Raw genomic sequence first — 13,764 nt, 5'->3', positions numbered from 1 at the left:
CTGATCTATAGAATATTTGCTGTGGTAAAAAGAGAGGAACCTTTTGTAAATTTAACAAGATATAATTTGCATATGTCTTAGAATACACGAATAATTTTAATTATGTATAAATTCTATGTAAAATCTGTGTGATTTAAATAAAAATTTGATTTTTACAATATAGACACAAAAGGTTTTTAGAAATGGTTTTAAAAAGCTAAATATTTTTAAAAATTAATCAACACATTTTTACAGTATTCATCAAATAGAATCCAAAAACAAAAAGGAATGTAGATATTATGGTAAAGAATAATGCCCAGAATCCTACCATTTTTTTTTTAAGTTTTAAACTCCAGATTGACAGAACCCAATTTATGATTAACAGTGGCATTGCACTATACAAACAGAACCCTACCAATATAGAGGTTACAGACTCTTTTATATTATCAAAAAGAAAATAAGTGATAAGAATTAAAACAGGGTATGCAACTGTAATTCCAATCACCCATTCTGCCAATATTTGTGCTTTAGTTTTCAATATAATCAAATTTCTAAAAAATAGAACTTTCCAAATTTAAAGTTTTTTACGATATCCCTTGATATTTAAATTTGATTTCATTACAAAACATGAAAGAATCAAAAAATAAAGAATGTTGAAAGTAAGAAAGAGGTTCTAAAATATTTCAGGTTATTTTAAAACATATCTTTCCAAAAGTATCAAATATTAGATATTAAATCACCTAAAAATCTTAAATTTGCATCTTATCAAAATTTGATATTAAAAAAAGCAAAAGCAATACTATGACATCACAAGAGATACGTCAAAAATTTTTAGACTATTTTAAAAGTAAGGAGCACCTTATCGTTCCTTCAGCTCCTATTGTGCTGAAAGACGACCCTACCCTTATGTTTTCCAACTCAGGAATGACGCAGTTCAAGGATTTTTTCCTTGGCTACAAAACCCCTACGGCCCCAAGAATTGCCGATACACAGAAGTGTTTAAGAGTTTCAGGAAAACACAATGATTTGGATGATGTAGGTAGAGATACTTACCACCACACCATGTTTGAAATGTTGGGGAACTGGTCTTTCGGGGATTACTTCAAAAAGGAGGCTATTGCTTTTGCCTGGGAATTACTGACTGAAGTATACGGAATACCAAAAGAGAATTTATATGTAACGGTTTTTGAAGGAGATGCATCCGAAAGCCTTAACAGAGACCAGGATGCTTATGATTTCTGGAAATCTCACATTGCAGAGGATAGAATCATCAACGGAAATAAGAAAGACAACTTCTGGGAAATGGGTGCAAGCGGACCTTGTGGACCTTGTTCGGAAATCCATATCGATTTAAGAACTCCGGAAGAAAAAGCTAAAGTTTCTGGTTTGGAACTGGTGAACAACGATCACCCTCAAGTGGTGGAAGTCTGGAATCTCGTTTTCATGGAATTTAACAGAAAAGCAGATGGTTCTCTGGAAAAATTACCTGCTCAACATGTAGATACAGGAATGGGCTTTGAGCGTCTTTGTATGGCGCTTCAAGGGAAATCTTCCAACTATGACACTGATGTTTTCACTCCGCTCATTGCGAAGGTTGAAGAACTTTCAGGAAAAAAATATACAGGAATTTTAGAAGATGAAAAGGATATTGCAATTCGTGTAGTTGTTGATCACATCAGAGCTGTCTCTTTTGCGATTGCAGACGGACAATTGCCTTCAAACGGAGGAGCTGGCTATGTTATCAGAAGAATTTTGAGAAGAGGAATTTCTTATTCTTATCGATTCTTAGATATGAAAGAACCTTTCCTTTACAAATTGGTTGCTGTTCTTCAGGAACAAATGGGGGCTTTCTTCCCTGAGCTTGAAAAGCAAGGAACTTTGGTAACAGAAGTTATCAAAAGTGAAGAAGATTCATTCTTAAAAACTATTGAAAATGGTCTGATCAGAGTTGATAAACTAATTCAACAAACGCTTGCTAATAATCTAAAAGTATTACCAAGCGAAGAGGTTTTCGAATTATATGATACTTACGGTTTCCCTGATGACTTAACAAGAATTATTGCTGAAGAAAAAGGATTAACCATTGATGAAAAAGGATTCGAAGCTGAAATGGAGAAACAAAAGCTTCGTTCAAAAGCGGATTCTGCTCAGAAAGTGTATGACTGGGTTACTTTAGAAGAAAGAGATGAAAATTTTGTTGGGTACGACCAGATTGAATCTGAAACATATATAACAAGATACAGAAAGGTAGAAAATAAGGACGGAGAATTTTATCAGGTGGTATTAAGCAGCTCTCCATTCTATCCTGAAGGAGGTGGACAGGTTGGAGATAAAGGTGTTCTAGAGAACGCAACTGAAAGCTTCGAAGTACTGGAAACTAAAAAAGAAAATGGTCTGATCGTTTCTTTAATCAACGGTCTTCCAAAAGATGCAGGTGCTGTTTTCTACGCCAAAGTAAATGCAACAGATAGAAAGAACTCTCAGGGTAACCACTCTGTAACTCACCTTTTACATGAGGCATTAAGAGATGTTCTGGGAACTCATGTAGAGCAAAAAGGTTCTTACGTAGGTCCTGACTATCTTCGTTTCGACTTCTCTCACTTTAATAAAATGACTGAAGAAGAAATCGCTTTAATTGAAGAAAAAGTAAACCACAAAATCAAAGAAAGTATTGCATTACAGGAATTCAGGAGCATCCCGATTAAGGAAGCTTTGGAAAAAGGAGCAATGGCTTTGTTTGGCGAAAAATATGGTGACAGTGTGAGAATGATCCAATTCGGAAGTTCTAAGGAACTTTGCGGTGGGACTCACGTAAAAAATACCAGCGAAATCGGTCACTTCAAAATTACTTCTGAAGGTTCTGCAGCAGCAGGGATCAGAAGAATTGAAGCAATTTCAGGAGACAAATCAGAAGAATATTTCAAAAGTCTCGAAAAACAGATTATTGAGCTTTCTCAATTACTTAAGTCTAAAGATGTTGTAAGATCTATCGAAAAATTAATCGAGGAAAACACTTCATTAAAAGCTGAAGTAGAAGCTTTTAAAAAGGAAAAAGCAAAAGGAGAAATTGGTGATTGGAAAAATGCCTATGAGCAGAAAGGGAACAAGCAGTTATTAGTGAAAAAGACTTCTTTGGATGCCGGTTCTGTTAAAGATATCGTATTCCAGTTGAAAAAAGAGATTCCAAGTTCGGTAACGATCATTCTTTCTGATGCGGATGGTAAACCAATGATCACGGTAGGAGTTTCTGATGATCTGGCAGCAGATTATCAGGCAGGAGCTATTGTAAAAGATCTTGCGAAAGAAATCCAAGGTGGTGGAGGTGGAAATCCTGGCTTCGCAACAGCTGGAGGTAAAAACCTTGATGGATTGGAAAATGCTTATCAGAAAGCTTTGAATATTTAAAAAATATTTCAACATATTGAAAACTCCTGAATTGCTTAATTCAGGAGTTTTTTATTTATAACCGTTCTAATTATTGACCATTCCTTAACAAACTGTCACCTAATCTTAAACTAATTGTTTTCTCCCCGTAAAATCTAATTAACACTATGTACTTAGTTTTGTCATAATCGAAATTCAAAAAAATCAATTATGAAAATTAATAGAACTATTGGAACCCTAGTCTTTGCAGCACTTGTTTTTCAAGGCTGTAATGATGATAACAACGGGGATCAAAACAACCCTGTCAATGACAAGGTCAAGATTGAAAATTTTTCTAAAGAGTCCGCTTTTGTTTATGGGATGACGGGTTTTGAAAACTTAAATATTACTACACTTATTTCCAGTTCTGATGTTCTTTCAGGTTCTCCTGATTTTGTTTTCGGAGGACAGCCTGATGGAATGGGAATCATGAAAGATCCTAACTCAGACGGTTACCTGATGATTACCAACCATGAGATCAAGCAGTCTGTATCAAGAGTATATCTGGATAAAACTTTCAGACCTGTAAAAGGAGAATATATTTTAAATGGATCCGGAGGAATGACAAGATTATGTTCTGCGACCCTAGCGACCCCTGAAATTCATGGCTTCAGTGCATTCCTTACTGCCGGAGAATCTGGTGAAGAAAGTATGGTTCATGCTCTGAATCCATTGGCACCAGCATCTCAGGCATCGGATAAAACCAGAGTAAAACCGGCTTTAGGAAAAGCTTCTATGGAAAATGCCGTTCCACTTCCTAAGGATGTTTCCAATGGAAAATCTTATATTCTGATTGGCGAAGACCAGTCTTATTCTTCTTCTCACCAGTCTGCAGGACAGCTGATCATGTATGTTGCCAATACTCAGGGAGATCTGGATAACGGTAAACTGTATGCTCTTAAAAGAACCAACAATAATTATACTGAAACGGATATGACGAAAGGAAACAACTATGACGTAGAGTTTGTTGAGATTCCTAACGCTAAAAACCTTACCGGAGCTCAGATCAATCAGAAAAACATTGACAATAACGCGATCCGTTTTTCAAGAGTAGAAGATGTGGACTATAGAAAAGGAGCAGGAAAAGGAAGAGAGATCTACTTTACAGCTACCGGAGAATCTTCTGATGGTATAAATCCAAAACCGGGATTAACGATGTGGGGAAGAGTTTATAAGCTTGTTCTTAACTCCAGCAATATGTTGACAGGAAAACTGGAAGTAGTTGCGGAAGGAGATTCTAACCCTGGAAATAACCTGATCAATCCTGATAATTTATGTGTAACTGAAAACTATGTTTACATTCAGGAAGATGGAGATTCCTATTACAAAGCAGCGAACCATGATTCACATATCTGGCAGTTGAATATCGCTACAAAACAATATAAGCCATGGCTGAATATGAAACATGGCAGAGGTAACGAGGCATGGAATAAAGCCTACAACCAATCCGGAGACCTTCAGAAATATGGTTCATGGGAATATGGAGCAATGGTTGATATTTCCGATATCATCGGAGTTCCTAATACATTTGCTGTGAATATCCACTCTCACACATGGCAGTTGGATAAATTTAAAAACCCTGACGGTTCTGGAGTTAACACCAACAAAGAAGGTGGACAGATTGTAATTATCAGAAATGTAGAAAAATAGTTTTAATTACTCCTATTAATCAAAGTATCAACAGAAAATCACTGTTGATACTTTTTCATACTTATGAAGAAACTTTCAAAATATCCGATACTTCTTCTTTTATATTCTGCAACAGCTCTTTTTGTCCTTTCATATTGTAAAAGAGAAAAGCAGCAGCCGGTATATGAAGATCTGGGTTCTGTAAAAAACAGGATCACAACCATCAATACTGATTTTGAAAAACAGATCAATGAACTGAAAAACCTGGTTTCCAAAGACTCTGATGAAAAACTTCTCCAGAAGAAGTTTGAGAGTATCAGAAAGACCTACAAAAAAATGGAATGGGCCATAGAATACCTTCTTCCCCACTCTGCCAGATTTATTAACGGGCCGGCGCTTCCTGAAATAGAAATGGATGAACACACAGAAATAGAACCTGAAGGACTGCAGGTTCTGGAAGAAATGCTGTATCCGTATCAGAAAGAAAATAAAGATGAGATAAACAGGATGCTCAGCAAACTCATCAATAAAAGCAATACCATAAAAACCAATTTCCAGGTTATCACCGTCAGTAAAGATCAGGTTTTTGATGCTTTGAGACAGGAAGCTTTCAGAATTTCCAGTCTGGGAATTTCAGGTTTTGACACCCCCATTTCCGGAATATTTTTAAAGGAAATTCCTTCTTCCCTGGAAGGTATTAAAGAAACGTTGGAGCAGATATCAACTGACAGATCAAAAGACAAAGCTCTAAAAAGTATTATAACGGAAATCAATGCTGCCACCGAAGTCCTGAAAAAAAATACAGACAAGAATACATTCGATTACATAAGTTTTATACCGGATCATCTCAATAAAATCACCGATCTGATGCTTGATTTTAAAAATCAGGAAAAAATCCCTGATGTAGAAGTTACGACTGCCTTAAACAAAAATGCAGCTACGTTTTTCTCTAAAAATGCCTTCAACCCTAATGCTTTCACTCCAGGAAAAGAATATGCTTTTTCCGAAGAAAAAGCAACTCTCGGACATCAGCTTTTTAATGACCCTATTTTATCAAATAACAACAACCGCAGCTGTGCAACCTGTCACATTCCTGAAAAAGCATTTACTGATGGCCTTGCGAAATCCATGTCACTTGAAAATTCAGAACTTGCAAGGAATGCTCCTTCTCTCAACTATGCCGGATTTCAGCATGGTCAGTTTTGGGATATGAGAAAAGATGATCTGGAAGGGCAAAGCTCAGATGTTATCTCTAATAAAGAAGAAATGCACGGTGATTTAAATGTTATTCTTGCCAAAATTAACCAGGATAGAAATTATCAGGCTGCATTTAAAAAGATTTATCATTCACAAAAAACTGAGGTGTGGCAGCTTCAGAATGTATTGGCTAGTTATATACGTTCTTTAGCAAAATTCAATTCCAATTTTGATGAATACATGCGGGGAAATAAATCGGCCATGAGTGAAAACCAGAAACGAGGGTTTAATCTTTTTGTAGGAAAAGCTCAATGTGCAATATGCCATTTCATTCCTTTGTTCAATGGTACCGTTCCCCCTACTTTCAAAAAAACAGAACAGGAAGTGTTGGGAACAGCTACGAATGGAGAAAATAAAACATTTGACAATGACCTGGGAAGAGGAAAATTTCATGAAACGGTGGCTTCACTACAGCATTCTTTCAAAACTCCTACCCTCAGAAACATTAATAAAACAGCACCTTACATGCACAATGGAGGTTATAAAACTTTGAAAGAAGTCATGAACTTTTATAATAAAGGCGGTGGAAAAGGTTTTGGATTTAAAGTAGAAAACCAGACCCTTTCTGATGCTCCGCTGCAACTGACCGAACCTGAAATAAATAATATTATTGAATTTATGAGGGCTTTAGATGATCGGTAAACAATCCAACCTCCAAAAAACGATAAAAACTCCTGAGCAGATAGAATTCGGGAGTTTTTTTATTGGAAATTCTCGAAAAATACAGAAACACCATCTGAAGTCAGAATTTTAATCAGCTGTTTTAGGAAAACATCCATCCTTATATTAGATTAAATCAATGTTATACTGTGTTAAAAACTTTTCTACCACAATAAATATCATTATTTTTGACATAGTTTTTTTACATGAAAAGGGGTTTACAGTTATTATTTTTCCTGATATGCTTTCTGGGGTATTCACAGCTGAAAATTAAAGTTGTTGACGGCTCCACTCAAAAGCCAGTCTCCAATGCCAAGGTTTTCTGTGGTACTACCATTCTTGGCTATACCAATACTCTGGGAGTCTTGGAGTTTAAAACAGCATGCCAGAATATTGAGGTTGAAGCTGAATCTTTCCAAAAAGAAACCACAACTGTAGAAAGCAGTATGGAGGTTTCTCTAAATAAAAAATCTTCAAAGACCACCAATATTGAAATGGTAGTGATTGAAGATAAAAGTGATCCGAGAGCTTTGGAAATCCTGAAAAAGGTCAACAAACTATTCAACGAGAATTCTCCTAAAAGCTTAGGCTCCTATGCTTATAAATCGTACGAAAAGATCTCTCTGGACATTGATGAAGACAGTCTTTCTCAATTTAACCAGTATTTTAACGATTTAAATTTCTTCAAGAAAAAGAGGGAAAAAGACTCACTGAATAACATCAATGCAAGGAAAATATTTGCGAAAAGCAAACTCTTTCTCTGGGAAAGAGCACAGGAGTTTTTATACTCTAAAAAATATGGTGAAAAGATCAATATTCTAGATAACAGGATTTCAGGACTGAAACAGCCGGTCTATGAAATGATTGCCCTTCAGCAAAGCAACAGGGATATTGTCCCTGAACAGGTAAAACCTGAAAACAGGGGGCTTTACAGGTACTTCCTTTCTGATACCATCGAACTTGACGGAAGAAAAAACTTTGTGATCCGCTTCCGTGAGGTCAATTATAAAAATCCTGACAAAAAAAGAAAATATACCGGAGCCATCTACATAGATACTGAAACCTACGGGATCAAAAAAATTGAAAACTTCAGTAAAAACAAGAATGACGGAATTATTACCAGCACCTGGATTTTCTACAACAACAAATGGTTTCTTGCCCATGAAAAGACCAAACTTAAAATGGGTAAAATGGCCATGGACGATAAGGAACATGCAGACAAAAAGGACAAAAAAAGCTTTGGAACTTATGCTTTTCTTACCTCAAAATATTTTGATTTTCAATCTCCCATTGAAGAAAAAGCCAAGGACTTCAAAGGATATACTTTTGATGTAAAAAGCATTGACGGGCATTCTCTTGACCGATACAGAACCGAGCCTCTTACTGAAAGGGAGAATAATACCTATAAAACGGTTGACAGTTTAGGTAAAAAATATAAAATTGACAGCAAAGCGCAGATCATTTCCGGGCTGCTTAACGGGCAGATCAGAGTAGGTGTCGTAGATTTTGCCGTAGATGAAATTGCAAACTTTAACTCGTACGAAGGATTCAGATTGGGATTAAAAGCTAAGATCAATGAAAACTTCAACCCTTATTTCTCTCCGGATTATTATTTTGCATATGGTGTAAAAGACCGAAGATGGAAATACGGAATGGGAATAGATATTAAAACAACTTTGGAAAAGAACTCCTTTTTCAGATTTGATTTTTATGATGATGTCACCGCTTCAGGTGAGTTCTACAGAAGACTCTGGAACTTTAAGATGAGAATGATGAATTTTGGAAATAATCTTAATAATGATAAGTATTTCCACTTCAAAGGAGCATCATTATCTTATCTGAATGACGTAACCAATGGCCTCACCCTTGCCTTAGCCGTAAGAAGAAACATTGAAGAAGCTCAGTTTGATTACCAGTTCAGGGATAGCGGAGCTTCCTTTAAGAATTTCAACACGTTGTTTACCTTAAAATATTCACCTAATTCAACCAATATTATGACCCCTCAGGGAAAATCCCTGATCGATCAGAAATATCCGGAGCTGTATTTTAACTATGAACAAAGCTACAAAATGGCAGGCGGAAGCTTCAATTACTCCCGTTTTGATGCGCTTTTTGTACATAATTTCAAGACCGCCATCGGAACAACAGGTTTCAGACTGTACGGAGGAGTGGTTTTGGGAGAAGCTCCGATCTGGAAGAATTTCACAATGAACGGACTGGCATCACCTGGCAAAGATTTTAATTTTAACCTTACTTCATTCCTTGGATTTGCTACATTGGAGGGGGGGAAATACTATAATGATAAATTTGTCGCGTATTATTTCACGCACAAACTGCCTTTCTATTTCAAGAGTTTCGGACATAATGTTTCCAGTTTTGATTTTGTACTTCGCGGAACGATTGGAGATATGAAACACCCGGAATACCATCAGTTCAGGTTTAAAGAATTAGATCACCTGTATCAGGAAGTAGGATTGGAATGGAATAACTTCCTCTCCAGCTACTTCAACCTGGGATTATTCTACAGAGTAGGTTATTATGCTACTCCACAATTCAAACAGAATTTTGCCATTCAGTTTAAATTAAAATTCCTGGAATTTTAAGCAAAAATAAATTACACATATCATTAACATGCAAAGAATAGAAATAAAAGCGGAAGCCTTTTTTGAATTATTAAAATTAAAAGACACTTCCATGTGGGTTATTTTCTCACAGATGATTGACGGAAATGAAAAAGAAATTATATTTTTAGACAGCGAGGACAAGATTCTTTTCAACTATATTTTACCTACAGATGCAGAGAAACTGGAAGAGGACAGAAAAGAATTCTCAAAACAGTTTGCCGACAAACTTGACAGTTTAAATTAAAAGCTGATGAATAAGAACTATATTTTTTCATTACTGGGGCTTCTTGTCTTCAGTATCGGAAACGCCCAGAGCTACAAAAAGCCACTGGTATCAGCTATTAAAGAAACGGATCTCAGAAAGGATATGTATGAAATGGCCGCCGATCAGTTCTGGGGTCGTGAAGCAGGAACACTGGATGAGTTGAAAGTATCTATGTGGCTGGCTGACAAAGCTAAAGAAACCGGAATGAAACCTGCAGGAGACAACAGTACTTTTTTCCAGTTTTTTGAGATGTACAGACATCAGACGACTCCGCAAAGCACCCTGAAAATCGGAGATACCTCGCTACAATTGTGGAAAGATTACCTTGTTGCAGAACCTGTAAATGCTTCGTTAGATGCAGAAATTGTATACGCCGGGAATACAGAACCCGAAGATCTTTCTAAGCTAAACCTTAAAGGAAAAGTTCTTGCTATCAATGCTTCTGATAAAAACATTGATAAGGAGATGACTCTTTTTGTAAGAAGATATCCCGGATTTGTAAGAACAAAATATTACAATAAAGCGAATGAACTGGGAGCAAAAGCTATCATTTTCATTACGGATGATATTTCTGAAAAAAGCTGGGTGGAAGTACTTCCTCAAATGACCAGAGGCAGCTATGGTGTAGAAGGATTAAGAGAGAAAATCACCAATAACATCCCTGTTCTCTGGATCAAGAGAGAGAATGCCAGCTGGGTAAAAAACAATCCTAAAGTTTCTCTTAACCTGATGACTGAAACGTACAAATATCCTTCAGTAAATATCATTGGGAAAATTGAAGGGACAGACCCTGTCCTTAAAAACGAATATGTTCTGCTGAGCGGGCATCAGGATCACGACGGAATCAGACATCCTGTAAAAAACGATACTATTTATAACGGTGCTGACGATAATGCAAGTACCTGTGTTGCAATGCTGGCCATGGCAAGAGCTTATAAAAAGCAGCCGGGAAAAAGAAGTATTCTGTTTGTCTTCCATGGTGCTGAAGAAAGAGGTTTATTAGGTTCGAGATGGCATGCTGCCCATCCTGTAGTTCCGAAAGAGAAAATTGTAGCCGTACTGAACGGCGATATGATCGGAAGAAATGATAATAATGAGGCTGCTTTATTAGGAGGAAACGCTCCTCACAAAAACTCTGAAGAGCTTGTAAAAATGGCTGAAGATGCCAATAATGAAAGTACAAAGTTCAAGTATTTAAAAGATTGGGACTCTCCGAATCATGCTGAATATTTTTATTTCAGAAGTGATCATCTTCCGTATGCTAAAATTGGGATTCCGGCAGTATTTTTCACCAGTGTACTGCATGACCAATACCACACTCCGCAGGATGAATCTGAAAACATCAACTACAAAAAGCTGTATAAAATGACGGAATGGATGTACAGAACATCCTGGAAAGTAGCTAATGAGGCTGAACGTCCGAAAGTGATTTCGAATTTTACGCTTGAAAGATAAAATGACCAAATCCGGTTCACGAATGTGAACCGGATTTTTCTTGTTTTAATGCCACGAATAAAATCATTAGTGCATTCATGACTAATAAAAATATGGTGAGATTTTAGACTCATCTTTATAACAATTAAATCAGCAGATTCATCAAAGACGGATCGTTATTAAGATAGTTCACAAAAAAATCCTGCTTTTTCATCTTGTCCATGAGTGGAGTGAAATCTTCTTTTTGTTTTAATGCAATTCCTACCACAGCGATCCCCTTTTCTTTTGAATTTTTCTGAGTATATTCAAAAAAAGTAATATCATCATTAGGTCCGAGCACATCCATAACAAAGGCCTTCAAAGCTCCGGGACGCTGAGGAAACCTCACAAGAAAATAATGCTTTAAGTTGGAATACAGCAAAGCTTTTTCCTTAATTTCTTCCATTCTGGTGATATCATTATTGCTTCCACTGATAATACATACTACATTTTTACCCTGTATCTGATCTTTATATTTTTCTAATGCAGCCACAGAAAGGGCACCTGCCGGTTCCGCAACGATAGCATCTTTGTTATATAAGGAAAGGATCGTTTCACACACAAGCCCCTCTTCTACTGTCACCATATCATGCAATGTATTTTTGCACAGTTCAAAAGTGAGATTGCCTACCTGCTGTACTGCGGCACCATCTACAAAACGGCTGATTTTTTCAAGGTGTACAGGTTTTCCGGCTTCAAGGGCTTTTTTCATGCTTGCCGCAGCTGAAGGTTCTACCCCGATAATTTTGGTTTGGGGAGACAGTTCCTTAAATACGGAACAAACACCTGCTGCCAAGCCACCACCACCAATGGGAACAAAAAGATAATCAATAGGGGCTTCTGCCTGATCCAGAATTTCCAGTGCCGTTGTAGCCTGCCCTTCAATGATCGCAGGATCATCAAAGGGATGAATGAATATTCCATCCTGTTCATTACAAAACCTCATCGCAGCTTCTTTTGCTTCATCAAAGGTATCTCCATACAGGATAATTTCAATATCATCATCACCAAACATCCTGACCTGCTCCAATTTTTGTCCGGGAGTGGGTAAAGGCATAAAAATAGTTCCTTTCACTTTCATCATATGACATGCAAAAGCAACCCCCTGAGCGTGATTTCCGGCACTGGCACAAACAATTCCTCTGGAAAGCTCTTCCTGGGACATCGTTGTCATTTTATTGTAAGCACCTCGAATTTTATAAGATCTTACCCGTTGAAGATCTTCTCTTTTAAAGTATATTTTTGCATTATAAGCCCCTGACAAATTATTATTAACAGCCAAAGGGGTTTTGATACACACATTTTTAAGTCTTTCTGCTGCTTTATAAACAGTATCCAACATGGATAAATCAGTTTCTCCCGTCCTCATTTTTCTTTATGTATTAATTATTCTCTGGTCTCAGGCTGCGTACAGTTTTTCCTGCCCTCCACATTTCACTTTCTCTCAGCTCTGTTAATTCAACCTCCAGTTTTTCTCTGTAATCAGGCTTGCTGTTACTGTCGATTGATCTTTGGGCTTCATTTCCCGCGGCAACATTATCATACAATTCCTCAAATAAAGGAGAAGTGGCATCTCTGAAACGCTTCCACCAATCCAAAGCACCTCTTTGTGCGGTTGTACTGCAATTGGCATACATCCAGTCCATTCCGTTTTCTGCTACTAACGGCATAAGGGATTGGGTAAGTTCTTCCACAGTTTCATTAAATGCTTCTGAAGGACTGTGTCCCTTTTTCCTTAATACATCGTATTGTGCCGCAAATATTCCCTGTACTGCTCCCATCAATGTTCCTCTTTCTCCGGCAAGATCGCTGTATACTTCTTTTTTAAAATCTGTTTCAAATAAATATCCGCTTCCTATCGCAATTCCCAGAGCGGTTACTCTCTCTCTGGCTTTTCCTGTGGCGTCCTGATAAACGGCAAAACTACTGTTCAGACCTCTGTCCTGAAGGAACATTCTTCTTAATGAAGTTCCTGATCCCTTGGGAGCTACCAGAAAAACATCTACATCTGCCGGAGGAACAATTCCGGTACGTTCACTAAAGGTAATTCCAAAGCCATGTGAGAAGTACAATGCTTTTCCGGGTGTAAGATGTTGCTTTACTTTGGGCCAATATTCAATTTGTGCAGCATCACTCAGAAGGTAACAGATAATTGTTCCTTTCTCTAAAGCTTCTTCTATTTCAAATAATGTTTCACCCGGTACAAACCCGTCTGCCACTGCTTTATCCCAGGATTTCGAATTCTTTCTCTGCCCTACGATTACATTAACGCCATTATCTTTCTGATTAAGCGCCTGCCCTGGTCCCTGTACTCCGTAACCAATGACAGCTACTACTTCATCTTTTAATACTTCCTGAGCTTTTTTTAATGGAAATTCTTCTCTTGTTACTACATTTTCTTCTACTCCTCCGAAATTTAATTTTGCCATTTTCTATAATTTAATTTTGTTATTT

The 13,764-nt window shown here is 37.1% G+C and carries 8 protein-coding genes; 6 read left to right on the top strand and 2 right to left on the bottom strand.

Features of this window, described 5'->3' with window-relative positions; genetic code table 11:
• The first annotated feature begins 780 nt into the window (after positions 1-780).
• The 6 genes from alaS (at position 781) to DRF65_RS19890 (ending at position 11,292) form a co-directional block, all read left to right on the top strand.
• The gene (gene alaS / locus DRF65_RS19915) at positions 781-3,384 is read left to right on the top strand and encodes an alanine--tRNA ligase (RefSeq protein ID WP_115972498.1); all 2,604 of its coding nucleotides are present in this window, start codon (positions 781-783) and stop codon (positions 3,382-3,384) included.
• 189 nt (positions 3,385-3,573) lie between these two features.
• Positions 3,574-5,052, top strand: coding sequence for an alkaline phosphatase PhoX (locus tag DRF65_RS19910; protein ID WP_115972497.1), 1,479 nt, complete (start codon positions 3,574-3,576; stop codon positions 5,050-5,052).
• 63 nt (positions 5,053-5,115) lie between these two features.
• Positions 5,116-6,930 carry a cytochrome-c peroxidase gene (locus tag DRF65_RS19905; protein ID WP_115972496.1) on the top strand — a complete coding sequence of 605 codons (1,815 nt, stop codon included), beginning with the start codon at positions 5,116-5,118 and terminating at the stop codon, positions 6,928-6,930.
• Positions 6,931-7,154: 224 nt separating this feature from the next.
• Positions 7,155-9,551 carry a hypothetical protein gene (locus DRF65_RS19900; RefSeq protein ID WP_115972495.1) on the top strand — a complete coding sequence of 799 codons (2,397 nt, stop codon included), beginning with the start codon at positions 7,155-7,157 and terminating at the stop codon, positions 9,549-9,551.
• Positions 9,552-9,579: 28 nt separating this feature from the next.
• Positions 9,580-9,816, top strand: coding sequence for a hypothetical protein (locus DRF65_RS19895; protein WP_115972494.1), 237 nt, complete (start codon positions 9,580-9,582; stop codon positions 9,814-9,816).
• 6 nt (positions 9,817-9,822) lie between these two features.
• Entirely contained in the window at positions 9,823-11,292 is a 1,470-nt protein-coding gene (locus DRF65_RS19890) for a M20/M25/M40 family metallo-hydrolase (RefSeq protein ID WP_115972493.1), read from the top strand.
• 124 nt (positions 11,293-11,416) lie between these two features.
• Here DRF65_RS19890 and ilvA read toward each other — a convergent pair whose 3' ends face one another.
• Complete coding sequence (gene ilvA / locus DRF65_RS19885) at positions 11,417-12,679, bottom strand: threonine ammonia-lyase IlvA (protein ID WP_115972492.1); 1,263 nt, start codon at positions 12,677-12,679, stop codon at positions 11,417-11,419.
• Positions 12,680-12,692: 13 nt separating this feature from the next.
• On the bottom strand, positions 12,693-13,739 hold the full coding sequence (gene ilvC / locus DRF65_RS19880; RefSeq protein ID WP_115972491.1) for a ketol-acid reductoisomerase: 1,047 nt from the start codon (positions 13,737-13,739) through the stop codon (positions 12,693-12,695).
• Positions 13,740-13,764 lie beyond the last annotated feature (25 nt).

The sequence above is a fragment of the Chryseobacterium pennae genome (genome assembly GCF_003385515.1).
GTDB lineage: Bacteria > Bacteroidota > Bacteroidia > Flavobacteriales > Weeksellaceae > Chryseobacterium > Chryseobacterium pennae.
The sequence above is the reverse complement of the archived record's forward strand: the minus strand, read 5'-3'. Positions and strand labels throughout refer to the sequence as shown.

Excerpts from the sequence above, each read along its gene's own strand:
- alaS (WP_115972498.1), top strand. The coding sequence starts at position 781 with ATGACATCACAAGAGATACGTCAAAAATTTTTAGACTATTTTAAAAGT.
- DRF65_RS19910 (WP_115972497.1), top strand. The coding sequence starts at position 3,574 with ATGAAAATTAATAGAACTATTGGAACCCTAGTCTTTGCAGCACTTGTT.
- DRF65_RS19905 (WP_115972496.1), top strand. The coding sequence starts at position 5,116 with ATGAAGAAACTTTCAAAATATCCGATACTTCTTCTTTTATATTCTGCA.
- DRF65_RS19900 (WP_115972495.1), top strand. The coding sequence starts at position 7,155 with ATGAAAAGGGGTTTACAGTTATTATTTTTCCTGATATGCTTTCTGGGG.
- DRF65_RS19895 (WP_115972494.1), top strand. The coding sequence starts at position 9,580 with ATGCAAAGAATAGAAATAAAAGCGGAAGCCTTTTTTGAATTATTAAAA.
- DRF65_RS19890 (WP_115972493.1), top strand. The coding sequence starts at position 9,823 with ATGAATAAGAACTATATTTTTTCATTACTGGGGCTTCTTGTCTTCAGT.
- ilvA (WP_115972492.1), bottom strand. The coding sequence starts at position 12,679 with ATGAGGACGGGAGAAACTGATTTATCCATGTTGGATACTGTTTATAAA.
- ilvC (WP_115972491.1), bottom strand. The coding sequence starts at position 13,739 with ATGGCAAAATTAAATTTCGGAGGAGTAGAAGAAAATGTAGTAACAAGA.